The 24,284-nt window shown below is 67.1% G+C and carries 17 protein-coding genes; 8 read left to right on the top strand and 9 right to left on the bottom strand.

The genetic code is table 11. The features are described from left to right. Positions 1–816 precede the first annotated feature (816 nt). The 8 genes from ACYVO6_RS13160 to ACYVO6_RS13125 all read right to left on the bottom strand — a co-directional run bounded on the left by ACYVO6_RS13160 (position 817) and on the right by ACYVO6_RS13125 (position 12,971). The gene (locus tag ACYVO6_RS13160) at positions 817–3,753 is read right to left on the bottom strand and encodes a discoidin domain-containing protein (RefSeq protein ID WP_461060617.1); all 2,937 of its coding nucleotides are present in this window, start codon (positions 3,751–3,753) and stop codon (positions 817–819) included. A gap of 91 nt (positions 3,754–3,844) precedes the next feature. Further along, on the bottom strand, positions 3,845–5,317 hold the full coding sequence (locus ACYVO6_RS13155) for a glycoside hydrolase family 32 protein (RefSeq protein ID WP_461060615.1): 1,473 nt from the start codon (positions 5,315–5,317) through the stop codon (positions 3,845–3,847). Between the two features lie 113 nt (positions 5,318–5,430). Then, positions 5,431–7,728: a glycoside hydrolase family 3 N-terminal domain-containing protein gene (locus ACYVO6_RS13150; protein ID WP_461060613.1), complete on the bottom strand. Its 2,298-nt coding sequence runs from the start codon at positions 7,726–7,728 to the stop codon at positions 5,431–5,433. 239 nt (positions 7,729–7,967) lie between these two features. After that, on the bottom strand, positions 7,968–8,855 hold the full coding sequence (locus ACYVO6_RS13145) for a carbohydrate ABC transporter permease (protein ID WP_461060611.1): 888 nt from the start codon (positions 8,853–8,855) through the stop codon (positions 7,968–7,970). A 6-nt stretch (positions 8,856–8,861) separates the two neighbouring features. After that, the gene (locus ACYVO6_RS13140) at positions 8,862–9,848 is read right to left on the bottom strand and encodes a carbohydrate ABC transporter permease (protein WP_461060609.1); all 987 of its coding nucleotides are present in this window, start codon (positions 9,846–9,848) and stop codon (positions 8,862–8,864) included. 33 nt (positions 9,849–9,881) lie between these two features. Next, positions 9,882–11,180, bottom strand: coding sequence for an extracellular solute-binding protein (locus ACYVO6_RS13135; RefSeq protein ID WP_461060607.1), 1,299 nt, complete (start codon positions 11,178–11,180; stop codon positions 9,882–9,884). A 396-nt stretch (positions 11,181–11,576) separates the two neighbouring features. After that, positions 11,577–12,584 (bottom strand): LacI family DNA-binding transcriptional regulator, encoded by a 1,008-nt coding sequence (locus tag ACYVO6_RS13130; RefSeq protein WP_461060605.1) that lies wholly within the window; start codon positions 12,582–12,584, stop codon positions 11,577–11,579. A 174-nt stretch (positions 12,585–12,758) separates the two neighbouring features. After that, the gene (locus ACYVO6_RS13125; RefSeq protein ID WP_461060603.1) at positions 12,759–12,971 is read right to left on the bottom strand and encodes a hypothetical protein; all 213 of its coding nucleotides are present in this window, start codon (positions 12,969–12,971) and stop codon (positions 12,759–12,761) included. Positions 12,972–13,125: 154 nt separating this feature from the next. Here ACYVO6_RS13125 and ACYVO6_RS13120 point away from each other — a divergent pair, with 154 nt between their 5' ends. The 5 genes from ACYVO6_RS13120 to ACYVO6_RS13100 all read left to right on the top strand — a co-directional run bounded on the left by ACYVO6_RS13120 (position 13,126) and on the right by ACYVO6_RS13100 (position 20,455). Then, positions 13,126–15,684, top strand: a complete 2,559-nt coding sequence (locus tag ACYVO6_RS13120; RefSeq protein ID WP_461060601.1) for a GH32 C-terminal domain-containing protein — start codon at positions 13,126–13,128, stop codon at positions 15,682–15,684. A gap of 285 nt (positions 15,685–15,969) precedes the next feature. Further along, positions 15,970–16,887: an aminoglycoside phosphotransferase family protein gene (locus tag ACYVO6_RS13115; protein WP_461060599.1), complete on the top strand. Its 918-nt coding sequence runs from the start codon at positions 15,970–15,972 to the stop codon at positions 16,885–16,887. Positions 16,888–17,029: 142 nt separating this feature from the next. Then, the gene (locus ACYVO6_RS13110) at positions 17,030–17,530 is read left to right on the top strand and encodes a GNAT family N-acetyltransferase (protein ID WP_461060597.1); all 501 of its coding nucleotides are present in this window, start codon (positions 17,030–17,032) and stop codon (positions 17,528–17,530) included. Between the two features lie 373 nt (positions 17,531–17,903). Then, positions 17,904–19,820, top strand: coding sequence for a prolyl oligopeptidase family serine peptidase (locus ACYVO6_RS13105; protein WP_461060595.1), 1,917 nt, complete (start codon positions 17,904–17,906; stop codon positions 19,818–19,820). A gap of 32 nt (positions 19,821–19,852) precedes the next feature. Then, entirely contained in the window at positions 19,853–20,455 is a 603-nt protein-coding gene (locus tag ACYVO6_RS13100) for a sugar O-acetyltransferase (RefSeq protein WP_461060593.1), read from the top strand. A gap of 192 nt (positions 20,456–20,647) precedes the next feature. On the opposite strand, the gene ACYVO6_RS13095 is transcribed toward ACYVO6_RS13100, so the two are convergent. After that, complete coding sequence (locus tag ACYVO6_RS13095) at positions 20,648–20,950, bottom strand: putative quinol monooxygenase (protein WP_461060591.1); 303 nt, start codon at positions 20,948–20,950, stop codon at positions 20,648–20,650. A gap of 275 nt (positions 20,951–21,225) precedes the next feature. Between ACYVO6_RS13095 and ACYVO6_RS13090 the strand changes: the two genes are divergently transcribed. The 3 genes from ACYVO6_RS13090 (at position 21,226) to ACYVO6_RS13080 (ending at position 24,274) form a co-directional block, all read left to right on the top strand. Further along, entirely contained in the window at positions 21,226–22,248 is a 1,023-nt protein-coding gene (locus ACYVO6_RS13090) for a substrate-binding domain-containing protein (RefSeq protein WP_461060589.1), read from the top strand. A 179-nt stretch (positions 22,249–22,427) separates the two neighbouring features. Next, the gene (locus tag ACYVO6_RS13085) at positions 22,428–23,441 is read left to right on the top strand and encodes an ABC transporter permease (RefSeq protein WP_461060587.1); all 1,014 of its coding nucleotides are present in this window, start codon (positions 22,428–22,430) and stop codon (positions 23,439–23,441) included. Beyond that, the gene (locus tag ACYVO6_RS13080; protein ID WP_461060585.1) at positions 23,438–24,274 is read left to right on the top strand and encodes an ATP-binding cassette domain-containing protein; all 837 of its coding nucleotides are present in this window, start codon (positions 23,438–23,440) and stop codon (positions 24,272–24,274) included. Before ACYVO6_RS13085 ends, ACYVO6_RS13080 begins: the two co-directional genes overlap by 4 nt. Positions 24,275–24,284 lie beyond the last annotated feature (10 nt).

The raw sequence follows: 24,284 nt of genomic DNA, 5'->3' as shown, positions 1-24,284 counted from the left end.
GCCCTGAGCCGCCACTCCCGTACCCCGGTACTGAGCAGGAGGACGGCAACGCCGGCACCGACAGGGACGGCAAGCTGGGTCGCTGGAGACCGTGACCGTGCCGTCCCAACCACTGTTGTCTTCACCCACGGGTGGCTTCGGCCCGGAAACGGTGCAAACACGGCCGGTGGGCCGGGCAGCAGAGCGAGCCGATCCCGACGCTTCGGCCATCGCGCTCACGCGATATCCCGCCGGTCCACGGCGTCGTGCCCATAGCGTGCCCGTAAGGGGGGACAACCACGGCCAACAGCGGTGCTACCAGACCCTCACGACTACAGCGGCACAACGAATCTGTGCAGGTCAGCAGCCATGCACCCCCTCAAGCGCCGTAGCTTCCCAAGCTGAGAGCGCCAGCCTGGACAGATCGCGGGCACGGCCCGAATCCCTGAGCTGTCGGAGCAACGTCAGACACCTCGGGCTCACCGTGCCTGGAGGCTCCCTACGACCCCGCTTCCCGAGAACGCGGGAAATACATCTGCCAGCCCCACAGATCCACTCATCGATGCAGGTCAGAAGCCCCGCATGCCGCCCCTGACCAAGCGCCTTCTAAGCGCCTGCTCCCTGCCTGCTCACAAGGCATGCTGAGTACCCAGCACCGAGCACGCCCCACGGTCGCCCCCACGAGCATCTTCTGTCATCACACCCCACTTCGTCGCCAACGAAAGTGCCTCCAACCACTGCGGGAACAAGGACATCAGCAATCCCTGTTCTCGCTGGCCAGAAGCACTTTCTCTGCGTCGGGGCAAGGTCAACGATCGCCCCACAATAAAACCCGTGTCAGTTGTAGACGTTGAATTCTGCGACTGACCACCAGTTGCTCGCGACATTGCCGGTATTGACGACCTTTATGTAGCGAGCGGTCTGAGTCGGGAAGGAAACCAGGTGGACTCGTTGGCCGTTCGCTACGGAAGAAACCTTGACCCAGTCGGTTCCATCCGCAGATACGTATACGTCTGCGCTCCGCGCATAGTCGCTGACACTGCCGCCGACATCCAACACAATCTTGTTGAAAATCTGCGTTTGCCCCATGTCCACTTGAATCCAGAGACCATCGTACTGCCCTGTTCCGGAGCTGTACCGATTGCCGGAATCGCCATCCAGCATGTTTCCGGGCGCATCCCACTGACTTGCATCCGAAGCCGTTGCGGTCCAACCCGTCCGCGGCAGCGCAGGACCTAGATCTATGACGCCGAACGAAGATCCACCTGCATCCACTCCGCTGGTTCCCTTCACGGAAACCGTAACCTTCCCCACCGGAAGCGCCTTCGGAACGTAAGCGCTGATGCTCGTGTCCGACCAGCTTTCTATTTCGGCATAGCTTGATCCGAAATACACCGTACCCAGCCCCTGCGCGTCACCGAAACCGGAACCGCGAATCGTGAACTTGGAGCGCGGCATGCCTTGGTCCGGCGCCAAACTGCTGAAGACCGGCGCCGGGAGGCTCGACAGCTTCTTGGTTGTGAACATCGCTGAGGTCCCGCTTGGCAGCGTATAGGTGTACGAGCCGTCGGTGGATATCTTGAAACTCTTACTGTCGGCGGTCCCGTTGAATACTACCGTGACCTGCGTCCCTTCCTTGCTGGTCCAGGTCTTCAGCTGGAGGCCGTTTGATACCGCTGTCGGAGCTGTGATCGAACCGGTTCCCCGCGAAGAACCGTACACATTGATGTCACCGATGGCCCACCAGAAACCGGATGCCGCGGTACTGACGATGCGAATGTACTGTGCCGTCCGGGTTGGCAACGTGACGGCAACCTTTCCTATGCCTCCGCTGCCGCTTGCGATCGCGCTGCCCCAATCGGCACCATCGTTCGACACGTATATCTGGTACTTGGTGACGTAGTCGAACGAATTGTTTACGCCGGTGTCGAGGACGATTTTGTCGAAGCTCGTAGGGCTCCCCAGATCGATCTGGAACCAGTCGCCGCTCGTCGGCCCATGCCCCAGACTCCACCTGGTGTTGATGTCGCCGTCGATCGCGTTCGCGGCCACACCCCAATCCGCCTGCGCGGAAGCCGTGGCGGTCCACTTGCTACGGCTCAGCGCCCTTCCTGTCGTCTGGACGGAAGCTCCGATCGGAAGGGAATACGTGACCAGCTTGTTTCCGGTACGGATGGCATTCTGATAGGGCAGGAGTGCCGGATCGTACGTGACAGTGACCGGACCGGATGCCGACGTGAACATGAAGTCGTGTGTCGGATCCGAGACCTTGGCCACCGCAGGGGTACGGCCGCTCTGCGCAGGGCCGGAATACGTGAAGGTGACGGCGTCGCCGGCGTTCAGGGTGTAATCGAACGAGTGCGTCCCGTCTGCGACGCTGAAGGTTTTCGCCGCGCTCCCCGAGTTGTACGCGATCAGGACCTTCGATCCGTCCGGGTTCTGGAACGCAACGTTCTCTATGCTTCCTTCCCCGAAGGTGTTCGAGTAGATCCGACGCGCTCCAGGCTTTACGAACTTGCTGGCGTGAGCGAGGGCGTAGTAGTCCACATTGTAGGACACCCGCCCGTTGGCCGGATCAATCGTGAGCAGGCCCCGAAGCATGGGTATACCGGCGGTGTCGCTGTTGAGCGGACCCATGTCGGGGTCGAGTGCGATGTTCCACAGCATCACCCCGTTCGCCCAATTGCGCGTGCCATTGATGATCCACGTACCGAGCGCTTCGCTGAACGCCGTCTGCTTGCTGTCCTGCCAAATGCCTCCCGTGGCTTCCGTGATGTAGGTCTCTTTACTCGGGTAGTCGTTGTGGACCAGAGTCTGGTGGTTCGGGTTGCCGCTGTAGATGTGCCATCCGGTTCCCGCGGTGTACTTGGAGGCAGCGGGGTCGCTGAAAATCGTCTCGGGATACGAGGGCACATCCCAGTTGTGGTCCCAAGCCAGAATCTTCGTGGAAATTCCGTTGGCATCGAACGCCTTGCCGATCTCCTGAATCAGCTCGGATTCCTGGTAGGCGGACAGGAACATTCCGGGCCAGGTGGGAGTGCCCATGGGTTCATTTTGCGGCGAAATATAGGAGATGGGTACGCCGGCTTCGCCGTAGGCTTCTATGAATTTGACAAAGTAGTTGGCCAGCGCAGAAACGTACTCACTCTTGAGAGTGCCTCCTATCATGGAGTCGGAGGTCTTCATCCAGCCTGGTGGGCTCCACGGGTTGGCCATGACCTTGATGGACGGGTTGAGCGAGAGAGCCTGCCGCAATGCCGGAATGATGTACGGCACATCATGCTGGATGGAGAACTTGGACAGCGTCGGATCCGTTTGTCCCGCCGGCATGTCGTTGTAGGAGTAGTTCCCGGACGCGTTGAAATCCGTGGCGCCCATCGGCGAGCGGAGCAGGCTGAGCCCGATGCCCTTCGAGGGGTCGAACAGCTTGTTCATCAGCTTGGTCCGCTCGGCAGTGGACAGCTTGTCGATGAGCCAGGCGGAGGAGTCGGTCATAGCCGCCCCGAAGCCTTGGACCTTTTGGTACTTGACGCTGTCGTCGATCTTGATCGTCAGCGGGTTGGCGGTTCTCTTTGCCTTGAACAGCACATCGCTTTGACCGGCAACCCATTTGTCGGCCGATACGTCCGTCAGCCACACATGCACGGAGTTGCCAGGTGAGGCTTGCTTCGGCTGCGGGGCGGCGACGGCGTTCCCGGAAGCCTGGGTCCAGGCGGCGGCGACGCCAATGGCGGTGGCGAGGAACTGGCGTCGTCCGAGACCGTAAGAGCTCATGGAAGATCCTCCTTCGGACCTGCTTGTTCAGTATTTTCGGAAGAGGGCGGGGCAGAATGCCGAGGTGGGGGACCGACGGTTGGGGTCGGCTCTACGGCGAAGTCGGCGCCGGCTCTGCGGTGCCGGTGCTCGGCTCCTTGATCACGAGCGGGTGCAGCTCCCACGCGTCGACCTCGAAGCCAAGGCGCGTACCCGGTGCGCTGCGGGCCTCAAGTCGCCACGGGCCTTGCCCTGTGGGGTAGAAGCGCAGGGTGAGGACCTGGCCGGTGGTGGTCAGGAAGATTTCGGCGATGGAGTGGTCGACGACCACGCGCAGGTCGACCGGCTGACCAGAGGGGCAGGGCATCCGGTAGGAGCCGCCGCGGGCCCGGGGGTCCAGTGAGGCGTGGTCGCGGTCGACGACCAGTTCGCCCGCGTCGGTATCGAGGCGGATGTCGAGGTACTCGGAGCCGTCCGGGGTGGTGAGCAGCCGCAGACCGGCGTTTCCGGTCGGCTCCAGACGGGCCGTCAGGTCGAAGGCGCGGCCCACGCTGCCGAGGTCCACCGGCTGCGGGCCGTGCGTCGCGCCTGCGGCGTGGATGGTGTGCTCGCCGCGCAGGGCGAGAAGTTCGGTGGCGGGCTGCTGGCGCAGCGAACCGTCGCCGTCGACGTGGATCTCGCGGGGCAGGGTGAGGACGCCGGCCCATCCGTCCGCGACGGCCCAGGCTTCGTCGCGGGCTTCCCATGACCAGCCCCACAGCAGCCACCGGTTGCCCGGTGCACGCAGCAGGGCGGGCGCGTAGCAGTCGGGGCCGTGGTCGACGGGTACCGCTGGGCCGGCCTCGAAGTGGCCGTCGTGCTCTTCGCCGATCAGGGCTGCGACGCTCTGCGGGCCGGTGGGTTCGGTCCATGCGCTGAAGATGAGGGCGCCGCGTCCGTCGGCTGCCGGAAGGTATTGAGGACACTCCCAGCCCTCGCCGGTGAGCTGGTCGGTGCCGCTGATCGGCTCCTTCTCGCGGGCTGCGAAGGGCCCCTGGTACGTCCAGGTCTCCAGGTCGGGTGAGCCGTAGAGAAGGGCGGCGGCGCGGCCGTCCGCGAGGGCGGCGCCGACCAGCATCCGCCAGCCGTCGCCGTCCTGCCAGACGTACGGGTCGCGGTACATGGTGCAGCCCTCGGGCAGCTCGGGGATGAGCAGGTCGCCCCGCGGGCTGAAGCTGTTGCCGCCGTCGTGGGAGACGGCGCAGGTGACCGGCTGGTGCTGGAACGAGCGGTCCTCGCGGTGCGCGGAGTAGAAGGCGACGAGACGGTCGCCGTCGGAGACGGCGTTGCCGGAGAAGCAGCCGTCGGCGTCCACGCCACCGGGGGTCGGGGACAGGGCGATCGGCAGCGGCTCCCAGGTCAGCAGGTCGGGGCTGCGGAAGTGGCCCCAGCGCACGTTCGCGTGGGTCGCTCCGTACGGGTTGTACTGGTAGCACGCGTGGTAGTGGCCGTCGTGGAAGACCAGCCCGTTGGGGTCGTTGATCCAGTTGCGGGGCGGGCGCAAGTGCGCGACGGGGTAGTGCGGATCGCGGGGTGTGGTGGACACACGCGTGCCTTTCGGTAAGTCAGAGGGGTCCGCCCAGCCGGCCCTTCGGGCCGGCTGGGCGGTGGCCTTCAGGCGGCGGGGCGGGAGGTGGCCTGAAGGCCCGTATGCGGCCCTCAGGCCCGGATACGGAAACCTGCGCTGAGCTGTTGCTCCCGCCGTGAGCTGGGGCCGACGCGGAGTGCGAACTCACCTGGTTCGACCACGCGGTGGTTGTCGGCCGTGACGAGTGAGCACTGCGAGGCAGGGATGCTGAGGCGGACGTCCAGGCTTTCGCCGGGAGCGATCTCGACCTGGGTGAAACCCTTCAGCTCCTGCTCGGCCCAGGTGACGCTGGTGGTCAGGTCGCTGATGTATGCCTGGACCGTTTCCAGGGCCGGACGGCTGCCGCTGTTGGTGAGTCGTACCGTGGCGTTGACGGTGCCGTCGACGGGGACGTCCGGGTCGTGCACGACGAGGTCGGAGTAGGTGACGGTGGTGTAGGTGAGGCCCTCGCCGAACGCGAACATCGGGTCCTGGGTGAGATCCGCGTAGCGGTCCCCGTGCTGGCCTCGCACCTGGTTGTAGAAGACCGGCTGCTGTCCGACGTGGCGCGCGAAGGAGACCGGGAGCCGGCCGCTGGGTTCGATGAGTCCGAGGAGGAGTTCGGCGAGGGCGCGGCCACCGCGCATGCCCGGGTTGAACGCCTCGATGAGTGCTGCCGCGTTCAGTGCCGAGTCCGGGAGGGTGCTCGGCTTGGACTGGGCGAGTACGACGATCATGGGTGTGCCGGTGGCGGCGACCGCGTCCAGCAGCGCGAGCTGGCCCCCTTGGAGGTCGAGCGTGGCCGTCGAGCGCACCTCACCCGTGAGGGCGATGGAGTCCCCTACCACCACGACCGCGTAGTCCGCGGCCTCCGCGGCGGCGGTGGCCTCCCGAAGCTGCGCCGGGTCGACCGGGGCCGGGGTGAAGACGGGTGGTAGCGGTTGGCCGTCGGGCCCGGTGGACCACTCGGGGTCCTGGTCGAGGCTTGCGATGTCGGCGCCGCGGGCGTGCGTGATGGTCCAGTCAGCCGGGGCGACGGCACGAAGGCCGTCGAGCACCGTCTCCACCGACTCCCGTGGATGCCCTTCGGGCATCCACGGGACCTGGCCGGTGGCGCCCGCCCAGTCGCCGAGCATGGCTTCCGGGCTGTCGGCGTTGGGGCCGATGACCGCGACCGTCCGCGGCTTGCCTCGGCTTGCGGCGCGGCCCATGCCATCCGCTGTCAGCCCGCCTTCGAGAGGCAGAACCCCGTCGTTACGCAGCAACACCAGGGAACGCCGGGCGGTTTCGAGGTTGAGGTCGGCGTGTGCCCGGCAGCCGATCACCTGTGCCTGCCGCTCGGAGTCGGGAGTACGCGGGTCCTCGAAGAGCCCGAGCTCGAACTTCAGCCGCAGAACCCGCCGTACGGCGTCGTCGATCTGCTTCTCTTCGACCAGGCCGCGGGCGACCGCCTCCTGCGCGCCCTCGAAGAACGCCGGGGTGGCCATGATGAGGTCGTTCCCGGAGTTGACGGCGACCGCAGCCGCCTCGACGTAGTCGGCGACGGTCCGCTGGTCGTAGACCATCCGGCCGACGTTGTCCCAGTCGGTCACCAGCGTGCCGGTGAAGCCCCACTCGCCCTTGAGTACATCGTTGAGCAGCCACTCGTTCGCGGTGATGGGCACCCCGTCGATCGACTGGTACCCGAGCATGAAGGCGCGGCAGCCGGCACGTACCGCCTGCTCGAACGGGGGCAGGAACCACGAGCGCAGCTTGCGTGGGCTGAGATCGGCTTCGCTCGCGTCGCGCCCGCCCAGGGTTTCGGAGTAGCCCGCGAAGTGCTTGGCGTACGCCAGCACGGCTGTCGGGTCGCCAAGACCCTCACCCTGATAGCCGCGCACCATCGCCGCCCCCAGTTCACCGATCAGGAACGGGTCCTCGCCGAACGTCTCGTTGATCCGGCCCCAGCGCAGGTCCCGGGTGATGCACAGCACCGGGGAGAACGTCCCGTGGATTCCGGTCGCCGCGATTTCGGTCGCGGCCGCACGGGCGACCCGCAGGAGCAGAGTGGGGTCCCAGGTGCAGGCCATGGCCAGCTGGGTGGGGAAGATGGTCGCGCCCGGCCAGAACGAGTGGCCGTGGATGCCGTCGTCGGCTGTCAGCAGCGGAATGCCGAGCCGTGTCTGCCGGGCCAGTTCCATGGCCTGAGGCATCAGGTCGGGAGACACATGCAGGACCGATCCGGCCAGCTTGGCCGTCACGATGTCCGCCAGGTCCCCGTGTTGTGCGTCGAGCATCAGCAGCTGCCCGGCCTTCTCCGGCAGGGTCATCCGTGACAGCAAGTCCTCGATTCTCGCTTCCACGGACGCTTCCGGATCCAGGTACGCGGCAGGGCGGACCGGCTGTCCCATTGATGGTCTCCAAGTGATGAGTCGTCACAGGTCAGAGAGTTGATGGCCGACGGCGGGCTGGTCGCGGGAGTGCGACGTTCTTCTGCCGGGTGTGTCGGCCGTGTGGCCGCCGCGGTCGACGGCGCCGCGTCGTACGGACGCTGCCGCCTGCCGCGGTGGGGCTCGCGCGCCGTCCGCCCGCCGCCCCGGGCGGGACCGGTGCGGCACAGGGCGGCCGAGGTGAGATGGGCGCAGGGGTGTCACTTCAGGCCGGTGGTGGCGATGCCGGCCACGAACTGGCGCTGGAAGATGAGGAACACGATCATCACCGGCAGCAGGACGACCATGGCGCCGGCGAGCAGGATGCCGAAGCGCGTGAAGGACTGTCCGCTGCTGGCCAGGGCGAGGCCGACGGGGAGGGTGTACTGGCTCTCGTTCTGCGCCACGACCAGGGGCCACAGGAAGTTGTTCCAGGAGCCGAGGAAGGTGATGATCCCGAGCGTGGCGAGGGCCGGCTTCGTCAGCGGCAGGATGATCCTCCCGAAGATGGCCAGTTCGCGGCAGCCGTCGACGCGGGCGGCGTCGATGAGTTCGTCGGGCAGGGTGGAGATGAACTGCCGCATCAGGAACACCCCGAAGGGCGTGGCCAGGAACGGCAGGATCAGCCCGAGCAGGGAGCCGGTCAGCTGCATGTTGGACACCAGCACGTACAGCGGTACGAAGGTGACGAGGCCGGGGATCATGAGCGTCCCCAGGACCAACAGGAAAACGGCGCGCTGTCCGCGGAACTCCAGCTTGGCCAGGGCGTATCCGAGCATCGAGCAGAAGATCAGGTTGCCCGCTGTGACAGCGAGGGCCACGATCACGGAGTTGGCGAACATGCTCGTGAAGTCGAGCGTGCTGAACAGCTCGCCGTAGTTGGCGGTCGTGGGCGCCGTGGGTATCAGGACGGGCGGGACTCTGCGGATGTCGGCCTCGGGCTTGAACGACCCGGACAGCATCCACAGGAAGGGCGCGATCATCAGCAGCAGGGCGCCGACGAGCGGTACGTATAGCCAGGGCTGGCCCCAGTTCTGCCGGATGCGGCGGCGCCTCAGGGCGCGGTCCGTGCCCGGTTGTGGCGTTCGGAGAGTGGAGAGGGTGCTCATGAGGCATCAGTCCTTGTCTCGCAGCACGCGGAACTGCAGCACGGTCAGCGCCACGATGAGGACGAAGATGACGTAGCCGGCGGCCGACGCCATCTCGTAGTTGCCGTTGCCGAACTGTTTGTAGGCGTACAACGTCGCCGACAGGGTGGAGTCCAGCGGTCCGCCGTCGGTCATGACGAACGGCTCGTCGAAGAACTGCAGATAGCCGATGCCGGTGGTCACAGCGGTCAGCAGCAGAGCGGGACGCAGGAGCGGGAAGGTGACCCGCCAGAACCGCTGCCAGGGCCCGGCGCCGTCGAGTTCGGCCGCTTCCATCAGGGACTGGGGTACGGACTGCAGACCCGCCAGCATGATGATCATGACGGTGCCGAGGTTGCGCCACACCGCCATCACGATCATGACGGGGAGGGCGAAGCGGGTGTCGGCCAGCCAGGCCGGTCCGTCGATCCCGAACCAGCCCAGGACGAGGTTCACCAGTCCCGCGCGAGGTTCGAGGAGCGTCTTCCAGACCACGGCGACGGCCACGATGCTGGTGATCACCGGCAGGTAGAAGCCGACGCGGAAGACGGCCCGGAAGCGGCGGATGCCCCGGTCGAGGGCAACCGCCGCCGCGAGCCCGGCGGCCAGGGTCAGGGGCAGGGCCACCAGGACGAACACGGCCGTGTTGCGCAGGGCCGTGAAAAACTGCGGGTCCTCAAAGAGCCGTACGTAGTTGTCGAAGCCGACGAACGCCACGTTCAGCGGCGTACGCAGGTCCGAGCTCTTGGTATCGGTCAGGCCCATCAGCAGCGACCACACCACCGGCAGCAGCATGAAGGCCGCGAACAGGGCAAGGAAGGGTGCGGCGAGGACCCAGGCAGCACGGGCCTGCCTGCCGCGCGCCGTGCTGCGGAGCGCGGAGGGCCGGCGATCGGCGCTCCGCTTCGGCCCCGCGGCGCTCTGCTTGTTGGTGTCGCCCGGCCCGGGGAGCGTTTTCGTGGACATGGATGTCATCCGTCCGTACGAGGGATACTCACGCGGCGGCGCTCAGCGGCCGGTGCCGATACTGGTGGCCTTGGACTGCAGCGTCTTCTGCACCTCGGCGACGGTGGCCTTGCCGAGGGTCAGCTTCTCCAGTTCGGAGTCGATGGTGTCGGCGATCTGCTGCCAGGTCGTGATGGCGGGCGGCGCCTTGCCGACCTCGAGCTGCTCGGCGAACGCCTTCAGGTTCTCGTCCTCGGTCAGCTTCCCCTCGGTCCACGCCTGGGGCGAAGGGGGCAGGCTGCCGGTGGCCTTGGAATAGACCGCGAGGTTGGCGGGCTCGGTAAGGAACTGGGCGAACTTCCATGCCGCGTCGGGGTTCTTGGCCTCCTTGAACACCGCCAGGTCGGTGCCGCCGGCGAACCCGGCGGGCTGCTCGGAGTACGGCACCGGCATGGTCTTCCACTTGCCGTCCAGCTGCGGAGAGTCCTTGTGGAAGGTGCCGCCGGCCCACCCGCCCTCCTGATAGACGGCGGTCAGCCCGTCCTGGAAGGCCTGCACGTTGTCCGCCCTGTCGGTCGGCGCCAGGCCCTGCTTCGGGACGCTCGCGTAGTCCTCCAGCGCCTTGGCGACCTCGGGCGAGTCGAAGGTGAACTTCCCGGTCTCGGCGTCGTAGATGTCACCGCCCTGCTGCCAGACCATCGGCACCCAGAAAATCCAGGAGTTGAAGCCCATCACCAGCCCGCTGGCATGGCGCAGCTTGGGGTTCTCCTCGCCGGCGGTGGCCTGAATGGCCTTGAGGTCCTTCAGGTATCCGGCCCGGTCGCCGGCCAGGGCGCCCTTGATGCCGGCCTTCGTGGTGAGGTCGGTCCGGTAGTAGATCGCTTGGGTGTCGGCGATGAACGGGACGCCGTACGAGGTGTTCTTGTACTTGGTGGTGTCCCACTGGCCGGGGTAGAAGTCCGAGGACTTGATCGACGTCGGAGTGGCCTGGAAGCCGTTCAAGGCGGCCATCTCGGCCATCCAGGTGCTGCCCACCATGGACATGTCCGGTGTGTTGCCGCCGGCTATCGCGGTGGTCAGCTTGTCGTGGGCGCCGTCCCACGGGACCGCGGTGATCTTGACGTCTGCGTCCGGGTTCTCCTGCTCGAACTTCTTGGCCAGCTCCTTCAGGTCCTCGTCGGGGTCACCCATGGACCACATGACCACCGTCCCCTTGGCCTTGCCCGCACCGATCTCGGCGGGCGCATCGTTGCCGGGGCCGGAATCCTCGCTCCGGCCGCAGCCGGTGGCCACCAGGGCTGCCGTGACGGTGAGGCACAGGGTCTGGACGGTTCTGACGGTGTGACGGGTGGTGATACGCATGATGCGGCTCCTTGCCGTTGAGCGATACAGGCGCGGGGGGCTAAGGGTGAGAGCGGGCGGACGCCCGGATGGGCCGGCGCACGGGTGGGGACCGTCTGCGGTGACAGCGGCATCGGCGGTCAGCCGCAGGGCGCGGCTGGAGCATCCGACGCGGAGTGGGTAGGGGCCGGGCGGGGTGGGCCAGGCGCGCCGTTCGGTGTCCCGGATCGGGAACGCGCGAGCGGAAGGGTGCATGTGGGCGGTGCCGCATGAACGCGTGTGCAGCCGCCATGGTTGCGAGGAAGGCGAGGCCGAAGTGGGTCGCCGAGGTTTCAAGGAGACGAGGGGCGGTGCGTCACCGGCGACGCACCGCCCGGCTGCGAGGCGCCATCACTTACGCACCGCGATGACGTCGCGTCAGTTCGAGCTCGGCTCTAACGTCGAGCCACGGATCACGAGGCTGGTGGGAATGATGCGCGAGGGGGCGGCCTCCGGCGATCTCCGCACATGGTCGAGCAGCAGACGCGCCGCCGCCTCACCCATCTCCCGCATCGGCTGGCGGATGGTGGTCAGTCCCGGATAGGTGTACGACGCCAGCTCGACGTCATCGAACCCCACCACGGCGACATCCCGCGGAATCCGCAGGCCGGCCTCGTGCAAGGCCGCGAGCACGCCGGCCGCCGAGGGGTCGTTGTGCCCGAAGACCGCGTCGAACTCCACGCCGTCCGCGAGAGCTTGCGCGACCGCGCTCCGGCTGCTGTCGAACAGGAAGTCGCCGCAGATGATGCTGCGCGGGTCGAGCTCGATCCCGGCCTGCGCATAGACATCCACGAAGCCGCCCAGCCGTTCCCGGGTGCAGCCGTACTCATCGGGACCGGTCACCACCAGAGGGCGACGGCGACCGAGGTCCAGCAGGTGGCGCGCCGCCTGCTCACCGCCCTCCCGGTTGGTGGTGGCCACGTAGGGGAATCCCGGCCGCTGGAAGCGATCGTCGATCAGCACCACCGGCAGTCCGGCTTCGTGTAGTTCCGTGATGGCCGCCAGGGCCCCCTCGGGCTCTATCACCAGCAGACCGTCGAACGACTTGGCAGCGACCTGCAGGCCCAGCCTGCGCAGTGACTCCTCACCGCGGTTCACGGTCAGCATGCGCAGTCCGAAGCCCTCGGCCTCCAGCGTTTCGACGACCGCCTGCACGATGCCGGCCCAGGCCCAGGCCATATCAGGGACCAGCATGCCGATCATCTGTGTCGTGCCGCGTGCAAGCCCCACTGCCCCGGCGCTCGGCACATAGCCGAGCTCCGAGATCGCCTCGCGGACCTTCAAGACGGTGTTCTCGTTGATCTCGCCCTTGCCGTTCAGCACCCGCGAGACCGTCGTCTTGCTGACGCCGGCCCGCGTGGCCACGTCGGCGATAGTGACTCCCATGTCACCTCCCCTCCCTTCCTGCAGAGGCGGAAGACGTCCTCCCGCACCGAAGGGTCGATCGTACAGACGCCCATGCAACCGGTACCGGAAGCGGTCCCGGAACCGGTTTCGGTACCGGTTCCGGAAGTGAAGCACCGAGAGGCCCGACCGGTCAACACCCCGGAAACAATTCGTTCACTGGCCGTTCTCGGTCTCGACGCTGTCGCGGAAGCCTGCCGGTTCACCACCCAGGTCGCCGCCCTGACCTGCTCGTTTGCCGGCCCCAACCCGCCATGCCCGAACCAGTTGGCGCGGTTCGCGACCAGCGGCGACGCTTGACGGCCTGTCGATCCGTACCAAAACAATCGCGCCCGCACCGTTGACGGCACTGGCCGGATTGCGCTTCATTGTCGGGGCACCCGATGTCATCGCTGACATAAGTCAACGATGACACCCCTGGTCGGTGCCGTGGACGTCGGCGCTGACAGGGCGTCACTTTTCGGTCCGTCCGTGCCGGGGCCGCAGTCACCGCTGCGCGGACGGCCGCAGGCAAGGAGACACCATGAGCTCTGCACGCGTATCCCGGCATGCCCGCATGCGGTTGATGGCGGCGGTGGCGACGGTCTGCGCCCTGTCCGCCGCGCCGCTGGCCCCCCAGGCCGTTGCGGCCGACACCCCGACGTACACCGAGACCTACAGACCCCAGTTCCACTTCACTCCGGAGAAGAACTGGATGAACGACCCCAACGGCCTCGTGTACTACAAGGGCGAGTACCACCTCTTCTACCAGTACAACCCGAACGGCAACTCCTGGGGCGACATGTCCTGGGGGCACGCGGTGAGCAAGGACCTCGTGCACTGGGAGGAGTTGCCGCTCGCCCTGTCGCACGACGACGAGGAGATGGTGTTCTCCGGCAGCGCGGTCGTCGACTGGAACAACACCACCGGTTTCGGCACGAAGAAGAACCCGCCCATGGTGGCGATCTACACCAGCGCCTATAAGGACGGCGGCAAGCAGGCCCAGTCGCTGGCCTACAGCACCGACCGGGGCCGCACCTGGACCAAGTACCAGGGCAATCCCGTCATCGACATCGGCTCCAACAACTTCCGTGACCCCAAGGTCCAGTGGTACGCGCCGACCAAGAGCTGGCTGATGACGGTGTCGCTGTCCGCCGAGCACAAGGTGCGGTTCTACTCGTCCAAGAACCTCAAGGACTGGGATCTGCTCAGCGATTTCGGGCCGGCCGGCGCGACGGGCGGCGTGTGGGAATGCCCCGACCTGTTCCCCTTGGCGGTCGACGGCGACAAGAACAACATCAAGTGGGTCCTGGTCGTCAACATCAACCCCGGTGGTATCGCGGGCGGTTCGGCTGCCCAGTATTTCATCGGCGACTTCGACGGCAAGAAGTTCACCGCCGAGGACAAGGGCACGTACACCCCGCCCACCGGCACGGTGGTGCAGGACTTCGAGAGCGCCGGCTTCGGTGAGTGGACGACGACCGGAACCGCGTTCGGCCAGGGACCGGCCGCCGGGGCGGTGGACGGGCAGGGGGCCGTCGAGGGCTTCGACGGCAAGGGCCTCGCCAACAGCTTCCACGCAGGTGACGGATCCACCGGCACCCTCACCTCCCCCCAATTCACCGTCGACAGCCCCTACTTGAACTTCAAGGTCGGTGGTGGGCGGCATCCGCACGAGGCCGGAACCGTCATGGACAGGACTCCGCCCGAGGGCACGGTCCTCGCCGACTTCGAAGGCGGCACCTACGGCGACTGGACGGCGACCGGGGACGCCTTCGGCACCGCACCGGCCACCGGCACCCTCCCCGACCAGGGACAGGTCTCCGGCTTCCTGGGAGACGGGCTGGCCAACACCTTCCTGAACGGCGACTCCAGTACCGGCACCCTCACCTCGCCCGAGTTCACCATCGACAAGAAGCACATCAACTTCCTTGTCGGCGGCGGCAATCACCCGGCCGGCTCCGACAACCCGACCGTCGTCGAGCTCCTCGTGGACGGCCAAGTCGTCCGCAGCGCCACCGGAAAGGACGCCGAGGCACTCAACTGGGCCTCCTGGGACGTCGGCGATCTCGCCGGCAAGCAGGCGCGGCTCAGGATCGTCGACGACAACACCGGCGGCTGGGGCCACCTCAACGTCGACCACATCGTGCTGTCCGACACCCAGGCCCAGCTCGTCTCCCAGGAGACCTCCGTCAACCTGCTCGTCGACGGCAAGGTCGTCCGCAGCGCGACCGGCGCCGACAGCGAGACCCTGGACTGGGCCTCCTTCGACATGCGCCCGTATGCCGGCAAGAAGGCGCAGATCCAGGTCGTCGACATGAACACCGCCGGCTGGGGCCACGTCATGGCCGACCAGTTCACCGAGGCTGACAAGCCCGCCAAGTCCGTCGTACAGCGCGCCGACTGGGCCGACTACGGCAAGGACTACTACGCGGCGGTGTCCTGGGAGAACGCACCGGGCGGCAAGCGCTACATGGTCGGCTGGATGAACAACTGGGACTATGGCCAATCCATCCCCACCTCCCCATGGCGCAGCGCGCAGAGCGTTCCGAGGGAGATGGCCCTGCACACCGTCGACGGCCAAGTCCGGCTGACCAGCAAGCCGGTGGGCAGCCTGGAATCCCTCCGGCAGAAGCGCCCGGCGACCGCGTCAGGCGTCACCGTCAAGAGCACCTCCAAGCCCCTGATCGGCCCCACGGCCAAGGGCAGGGCCCTCGACATCGAGGCCACCTTCTCCCTCAAGGACGCCGACCGCTTCGGCCTGAAGGTGCGCACCGGCGCCAATGGCGAGGAGACCGTCATCGGCTACGACACCACGACCCAGGAGCTGTACGTCGACCGCACCCGCTCCGGCGCCGGGGACTTCAACAGCACCTTCCCCGGCGTCCAGACCGCACCCCTGAAGCCCAAGAACGGCAAGGTCAAGCTGCGGATCCTCGTCGACTGGTCGTCCGTCGAGGTCTTCGGCGGCAACGGCGAGGCCGTGATCACCGACCAGATCTTCCCCGACCCCTCCAGCACCGGCGTCGAGGTCTTCGCCGAAGGCGGCACCGCCACCCTCAACCACATGCAGGCGTGGCAGCTGAAGTCCATCTGGCGGTGACGAGCCACAGGTCCGCGCGCCGGTCGGCCAGAAGCGGCTTCCGGCGTGCGGCTCTCGGCGAGGCAGGCGCCAAGAAGGGCGCGTGGAAGCGATCCCCACGAAACCTTGCCCGCACCGATGATGCCAGCCTGTGTCTCTTCCTCCCTTCGCAGGACGGCCGAGGGGGAACCAGGCGCCGATGGGCATTGCCGTGCGGTGCACAGTTCAGGAAGTGAGGATGGTGAGCGGCACTGAGTGCTGGGCGTCACAAACGCCCGGCTCAGCGTCCAACTACCGTGGCTCCGCATGACCCATACCGAGATCGAGATCACCGCGGAGCTGGTCCGGGATCTGCTGCGCGAACAGCACCCCGACCTGGCCGATCGTCCCCTGAGGCTCGGCGCGCGTGGCTGGGACAACCAGCTGTGGCGGCTCGGCGACGACCTCGCCGTCCGGTTGCCCTGGGCGACGCAGTCTGCCGATGCGCTGCTGCGCAAGGAGCACGCCTGGCTGCCCGCCCTCGCCCCGCACCTTCCTCTGCAGATCCCCGTTCCGCAGCGCCTCGGCGAGCCCTCCGAGCGGTTTCCGCGGCCCTGGATCGTGACCACCTGGGTGCCGGGCGAGCCCGCCGACCGCGCTCCCGCCACGCGTGCTGCGGAGGCGGCCGACACCTTGGCCGCCTTCCTGACGGCTCTTCACCGACCCGCTCCCGACGGGGCGCCCGCTGGCCGTGATCGCGGGGGGCCGCTGGCCGACTGTGCCGAGGGGTTCGCCAAGCAGCTCGCCTCGGCCACCGAGCTGGGGCTGATCCCCGACCCGGATGCCGTCCGCGCGGTGTGGGAGGACGCCGCCGCCGCGTCCGAGTGGGCGGGCCCGGCGCTGTGGCTCCACGGCGACCTGCATCCGGCCAACGTTCTCACCGCGGACGGCACCTTCTGCGGCGTGATCGACTTCGGCGACCTCTGCGCGGGCGATCCAGCCTGCGATCTCGCTGCCCCTTGGATACTGCTGCCGGACGCGGCCGCCGACCGCTTCCATGGCGCCTACCAGCCGGTGGCGGATGCCGCGACCCTGCGCCGCGCCCGCGGCTGGGCGGTGCTGCGCGCCCTCAGCGGCATCTGTATCGGAGAGGCTGGAGTCCACAGCCGTCCCGGCGGCAGGCCCACCTGGGGCCCACCCGCCCACGCCGCGCTGCGACGCCTCATCGCAACGATCCGCCGATGAACGCGCTGTCCACCGTCGGTGACAAACGCCCCCAAGGTTCGGCTCTGGCCCAGGTTTTGTAGAGGTAGGCAGCCGAGAAAGGGCCTGTCTCACGTGATCTCAGTTGCCCCGGATTGGGGAGCGGCGTCGATAGGGTGTCGCCATGCCCTATTCGCCGATGCCGTTCCAACTGGAAACCGCTCGACTGAGCTTGCGTCCGTGGACTGAGTCCGACGTCGACGTCCATCGCGTGCTCGTCGCCGAACGGGGTGGTGGCATGCCGTCGATCGAGGACAACCGGCGGATGATCGAGGATCAGCGCGCTGCGTCGGCACTGACAGGGATTGCTCTGCTGCCCGTCATCCGCCGCGATGTGGGTGACTTCATCGGGTATTGCGGGCTCACTGCCGGTCGGGCTTCCGTTGACGAGCCAGAGATTGCCTACGAGCTGTTCCGGCACGCGCACGGACAGGGCTATGCCACCGAGGCGGCGTCCGCGGTGCTCGACGCGGCGATCGCGACTGGGCGGAAACGGCTCTGGTCGACGGTGCGTCCCTGGAATGCGCCATCGTTTCGCGTCCTCGAAAAGCTTGGGTTCCAGCGCGACCACGTCTCGACCGAAGACAGCAGTGAACTGGTATGGCTCACCCGCTCCCTGCCGTAGAAGACGCGTTGCAGTCAGTTCGAACGGACAAGCAGCCGTCGGGTCGCACAATCCCGCAGCGGACGCCGACAACGCCCGTGCACCGCATCCACCGTGCGAGATCTTCCGCAGCAGGGGTCGTTGCTCGGCCAGCGGAATGTGGATCAGGGCGCATAACTGATCATTTTCAGAATGAGATCGGCGTCGGGATCGCTGACGACACATCCCGTCAGGCGCGCAGTCCCTCGGCTTATTGGACCCCTGTCACAGTTCGGGCGCGGCAGGCAGGATGATCGGCATGATCCACGCCTTGGATGATGCCACCTCATTCCATGACCTGTTCGCCAGACACCCCCGCCTGACCGACTTGGTCCTGGGGCCCAATGGAACGCGCTTGATCGCGTCCGTGCAGATCATCAACGACGAGGGAACCAGGCACGTTTCGTGGTTGTGGGAGGTGGACACCTCGGGTGAGCGCGAGAGCCGCCCCGTGGCCCGGTCCGTGCCAGGTGACTTCGCTCCCGCTTTCGCTGCCGACGGCACACTGCTGTTCCTCTCCGGCCGCGAGAACACGGATTCCGCCGCTGAGAAGAGCGAGAGCCGGGGTGTGGGGCTTTGGGCACTGCCTGAGGGCGGCGAGGCCCGGCAGATCGCCCACCACCCGGGAGACATATCCGCCTTCGCCGTCGCCAAGGACGCCCGTACGGTCGCCTACACCGCTGATCTGCTGCCTGGCGCGGTGAATGCCGAGGCACACGCCGAACTTCGCCGTGAGCGCGAGAGCGCCATGGTCCACGCGGTTCTGTACGAGGCGACCACGACCTGCGCCTTTGGCGCAGCCCTCGGCCCCGACGAACCCCACACCTTCGTCCTGCACTCCGACGGGGCTCCGGTGAACGCCGGCAGCCAGGGTCTGCCGGGCACAGGAGATATGGCGCTCTCGCCGGACGGATCGCTGGTGGCCTACACGCGGGCCGCGACGGGCCGCGCTCCCGACACGAATGTCGTGGTGGTCGCCGACGCGGCCACTGGCGCCGTGCGCCACACGTTCTCGCGCCCTGGTCAGCAGTACTACCGCCTGGCGTTCACGGCCGATGGCTCGGCGTTGGTCTGCCAGCGCCAGCGAGAGGAGACCTATGACACGGAGTGGCGAGTCACGCTGGTCGCGTTCGATCTGGTTTCGGGTGAAGAGACCAACCTCCTGCCGGAGTTCGACAACTGGCCGTGGCCGGGACGGGCGGTCCTGTCGCCGATCCGTGGGGACGCCACGCTGTGGTTCACCGGTGATGAGCGGGGCCACTGCCCGATCTTCCGCCGCGACGCGGACGGCACGATCACCCGCCTGACCGCCTCCGGCGCCTACGCCTCGCTCTGCGTGTCGCCTGATGGGACCACCCTGTATGCATTGCGCAGCACGATCGACAGGCCGCCTCGAGTGGTTCGGCTGGATGCCGTCACAGCCGATCAACAACCCGCCTTCCTCAGGGCCCCCGGCGACCTCGACTCGCTTCCCGACACGCTGACCGAGGTGCACGTCGAGGCTGACGACGGTTTCCCGTTGCGCGCCTGGCTTGCCCTGCCCGAGGGTGTCTCGGCCGAGCGCCCGGCGCCGCTGATCATCGTCCCGCACGGTGGACCGCAGATGTCCTGGAGCGCCTGGACGTGGTTGTGGAACCCATGGCCGTTCGTGGCCCGCGGCTATGCGGTGCTGCTACCGGATCCGGCGCTGTCCACCGGCTACGGGCAACGCATGCAGGAGCGCGGCCGGGGCCAGTACGGCGGTCAGCCCTACCGCGATCTCATCGCGCTCACGGTCGCGGCACTGGCACGCGACGACCTCGACGCGAACCGGACCGGCCTCGCCGGCTGGTCCTACGGCGGCTACTTGGCCAACCGGGCCGCGACCCTTACCGACCGCTTCAAGGCGACCGTCACCCACTCCGGGATGTGGAACCTGGAAGCGTTCCAGATCGACACGGAGATGCATGCGTACTTCCGGAAGGTCTTCGGCGACCCGCGGACGCAGCGCGAACGGTACGAAGCCAACTCGCCCCACTTCCACGCGGCGAAGGTGACGACGCCGATGCTGATCGTGCACGGCGGCAAGGACTACCGCGTCCCGATAGGCCAGGCGCTGAGCCTGCACAGTGATCTCCAGCGGCTCGGGACGCCCGTCAGCTTCCTGCACTTCCCGGACGAGGGCCACGCCATCGGGGCGCCGAACCACATTCGCATCATGTACGAGACGGTGCTGAACTTCCTCGACCACCATGTCCTCGGACAGGAGTGGCGGCGCCCCGCAATGCTTTAACTGACCCTCTTGGAGAAAGAGAGCGTTCCGCTGTGACGCATGCTCACGAGGAAGAAGTCCTGGCCCGGATCGCCAAGGGGCTGGTCTACACCGAGTCGGAAGCGGCCTTCCAGGCCCCTCGGCGCCGCACCGAGCAGATCTTCGAGTACAACCACACACCACCGAGCGAAACGGAGAAGCGTCGATCGCTGCTCGTCGCGATCTTCGGCTCGGTCGGTGAACGCACGGTGCTGCTGCCGCCGTTCCACGCCGGGTTCGGCAGCAACGTCCACATCGGCGACGACTTCTTCGGGAACGTGAACCTCACGTTCGTCGACGACGTGGACATCCGCATAGGCAACGGTGTCCTGATCGCGCCCAGCGTGACACTGACCACGACGGGACACCCGGTGCATCCCTCACGACGCGCTGACTTCGGACGGTTCTCGGAACCGATCGTGATCGAGGACAAGGTGTGGATCGGCAGCAACGCGGTGGTCCTGCCCGGCGTTCGCATCGGATACGGGTCGGTCATCGGCGCCGGCAGCGTCGTCAGCCGCAGCATCCCCCCGATGACCGTCGCACTCGGAACCCCTTGCCGGGTGGTCCGCTCCATCACGGACGAAGACCTCACCACTCGTACCGCCGGGCATTAGTGCTGGTTGCGGATCCCGCCACCCCTTCCCAGCCGCGCCGCGCGGGGCCTGGCTGCGGCTGGGCGAGCGCGCTTCGCAAGCACGATCAGCCGACACGGGCCCTGTCCTGCTGCGCCGTCCAGGCGCGGCAGGACAGGCTGGCCAGCGAAGCAGAGCGCGGTGGGCCGTTCCGCCGCCGGTGCTCAACGCACGTCACGGATGCGTGGCCAGCGGATCGAGGAACGTCAGTACGGAGGCGTCCTCCTCGATCAGCGGGGTGAGGACGGCGTTGAACGGAGCGCCGTACGGGGCGGCCAGGTGTGTCTTGAAGGCGTCCTCGTCCCGGTAGACCTCGAAGATCCAGTAGGCGCGCGGGTTGGCCGCCTTGGTGTAGATATCGAAGGCCAGGTTGCCTTCCTCTTCGCGCACCTTCAGGGCGTAGTCCCGGATCAGGCGGGCGACCTCGTCCTGAGCTCCCTCTCGGGCGGTGAACTCGGCGAGCAGGGTCTTCGTCATGGCTTCGTGTCCTTGTCAGTGGGTGGAGTCGCTGCTCTTCTCTTGGAACGCGGCGGCAAAACGGGCACGTTGCGGGCAGTCACTGAACGGCTTTCGGGCGGGCGACGGCCACGGGCGTTGCCGATTTGTGACGAGTGCAAGGCATTGACGTTGCCGGGGACCGGAGTCCATCATCCTGGCCAAGCAGTGTCAACGATGACATAAGTCAACGATGACACCTCGGGACGGCATGCCCCGATGCCGGCCGCTCGCCCGCAATCCCGCAGGAGTCGTTCATGTCACGCATCTATCGTCTGCCCTCCTCCTTGCTCAGAGCCGCTGCTTGCACGGGTGTCGCGGCCCTCGCCCTGACCGCCTGCGGATCCGGATCGGAATCGGGCACCGCGAGCACCGGATCGGGCAGCGTCAAGGTCGGTCTGATCACCAAGACCGACACCAATCCGTTCTTCGTGAAGATGAAGGAGGGCGCGGAGAAGGCCGCCAAGGACAACGGTGTCGAACTGTCCACTGCGGCAGGCAAGTTCGACGGGGACAACGCCGGTCAGGTCACCGCCATCGAGAACATGGTCGCCTCCGGGGTGAAGGGCATCCTGATCACCCCGAGCGACTCCAAGGCGATCGTTCCGGCCATCGAGAAGGCCAAGGCCCAGGGTGTCCTGGTCATCGCCCTGGACACCCCGACCGAGCCGGAGAGCGCGGTCGACGCCCTGTTCGCCACCGACAACGTCAAGGCCGGTGAGCTGATCGGCGAGTACGCCAAGGCCGCCATGAAGGGCAAGGACGCGAAGATAGCCACCCTCGACCTGGCGCCGGGCGTCTCCGTCGGCGTCCAGCGGCACAACGGCTTCCTCAAGGGCTTCGGCATCAAGGAAGGCGACCCCTCCATCGTCTGCTCCCAGGACACCGGAGGCGACCAGGCCAAGGGCCAGACCGCGATGGAGAACTGCCTCCAGAAGGAGCCCGGCATCAACGTCGTCTACACCATCAACGAGCCCGCCGCGCTGGGCGCGTACACCGCGCTGAAGGCCAAGGGCCGGGAGAAGGACGTCCTGATCGTCTCCGTCGACGGAGGCTGCACCGGGACCGAGGCCGTCAAGGACGGCACGATCGCCGCGACCTCGCAGCAGTACCCGCTGAAGATGGCCGCCGAGGGTGTCAAGGCCGTCGTGACGTTCGCCAAGGACGGCAAGAAGGCATCCGGTTACACCGACACCGGCGTCACTCTCATCACCGACAAGGCGCAGGACGGGGTCACGTCCAAGGACACCGCTTACGGCCTGGAGAACTGCTGGGGCTGAGCCGCCACCCCCAACTGCCGCCGTAGCTGCCGCCGTTCGAAATCCCTCAGCGGGGCGGCCGTCCCCTCCTCCCCGACCCGGGGACGGCCGCCCCCTCGTCCTCTTGCCGTCCGACAAGGACTGAGCTTCCCGTCCGACACGGACCGACAAAGACTTCTGTCTTCCGACAAGGACCTCGCATGACTGCCACGTCCACGCCCCCGAGCAAAACCTCGCCGTACGCGGAGCTCAAAGCACCGACGACGGCCCGCCAACTGCTCACGGCACCGACCACCGGCCCGCTGGTAGCCCTCCTCCTGGCCTGTGTCTTCTTCTCCTTCTCGACCGACCAGTTCCTCACGGGCGGCAACTTCTCGCTGATCGTGCAGCAGGTCATGGTCGTCGGCACCCTCGCCATCGGCCAGACCCTGATCATCCTCACCGCGGGCATCGACCTGTCGTGCGGTGCCGTGATGGCGTTCGGCAGCATCGTGATCGCCAAGATGGCCGCCGAGGGATCCTTGCCCCCACTCGTCGCCATCGCTCTGGGCCTGGCCGTCTGCGGCGGCTTCGGCCTGCTCAACGGGGCGCTGGTGCAGAAGATCCCGCTGCCGCCGTTCATCGTCACCCTCGGCATGCTCAACGTGGCGTTCGCGCTGACCCACATCTACTCCGAGGAGCAGACGGTCACCAACCTGCCCGGCCCGCTGACGGCCCTCGGGCAGACCTTCCCGCTCGGCAAGACCGACATCACCTACGGCTCGCTGGTCACCATCGTCCTGTTCCTCCTCCTCGCGTACGCGCTGAGCAGCACCGGTTGGGGCCGGCACGTCTACGCCCTGGGCAACAGCCCTGAAGCGGCGCGGCTGAACGGCATCCGCACCTCCCGGCTGACCATCGGCGTCTACACCGCGGCCGGCGTGCTCTACGGGATCGCCGCCCTGCTGCTCATCTCCCGCACCGGAGTCGGCGACCCCCAGGCAGGGCAGACCGACAACCTCGACAGCATCACCGCCGTGGTGCTCGGCGGCACCAGCCTCTTCGGCGGCCGCGGATCGGTCCTGGGCACGTTCATCGGCGTCCTCATCGTCGGCGTCTTCCGCAACGGCCTGCAGCTGATGGGCGTCGCCTCGATCTACCAGACCCTGATCACCGGTGTCCTGGTGATCCTCGCGGTGACCGTCGACCAGCTCTCCCGGAAGAAGGCCCGATGACTGCCATCTCCTCCCCGACTCCTGTGCTGCAGGCCCGCGGTCTGGTCAAGCGCTATGGCCATGTCACCGCCATCGACGGCGCCGACTTCGACCTGCTGCCCGGTGAGGTCCTTGCCGTCATCGGCGACAACGGCGCCGGCAAGACCAGCCTGATCAAGGCCCTCACCGGTGCGGTCGCCCCCGACGCGGGCGAGATACGCCTCAACGGTGAGCCCATCACCTTCTCCGGTCCGCAAAGTGCCCGTGCCCACGGCATCGAGACGGTCTATCAGGACCTCGCCGTGGCCGCCTCCATGGACATCGCCTCGAACATGTTCCTCGGGCGCGAGCTTCGCCGCCCCGGCGTCCTCGGCAGTGTCTTCCGCATGCTGGACAAGAAGCGCATGCGTCAGGAGGCCGCCGAGCACATGGCCGACCTGAAGATCGGCCTGCGCTCGCTGACGCAGTCGGTCGAGACCCTCTCTGGCGGACAGCGGCAGGCCGTCGCGGTCGCCCGTTCCGTCGCCTGGGCCCGCAGCGTCGTCGTCATGGACGAACCCACCGCCGCCCTCGGCGTCAAGGAGTCCGGTCAGGTCCTCGACCTCATCCGCCGCGTCCGCGACAAGGGCATGCCTGTCGTCCTGATCAGCCACAACATGCCCCACGTCTTCGAGATCGCCGACCGGATCCACGTTCACCGGCTGGGTAGGCGCGCTGCCGTGATCAAGCCCTCCGACTACTCCATGGCGGAGGTCGTCGCCATCATGACCGGCGCACTCACCGTCGACGAGGCCGGAGGTACGGTCGTAGCGGATTCCGAGGCGGCGAAAGCCGCAGGCGTCCAGGCCAACTGACGTACAACTG

It is taken from the genome of Streptomyces pseudoechinosporeus, assembly GCF_054783935.1.
This window is presented reverse-complemented; position numbering and strand designations above follow the sequence as displayed.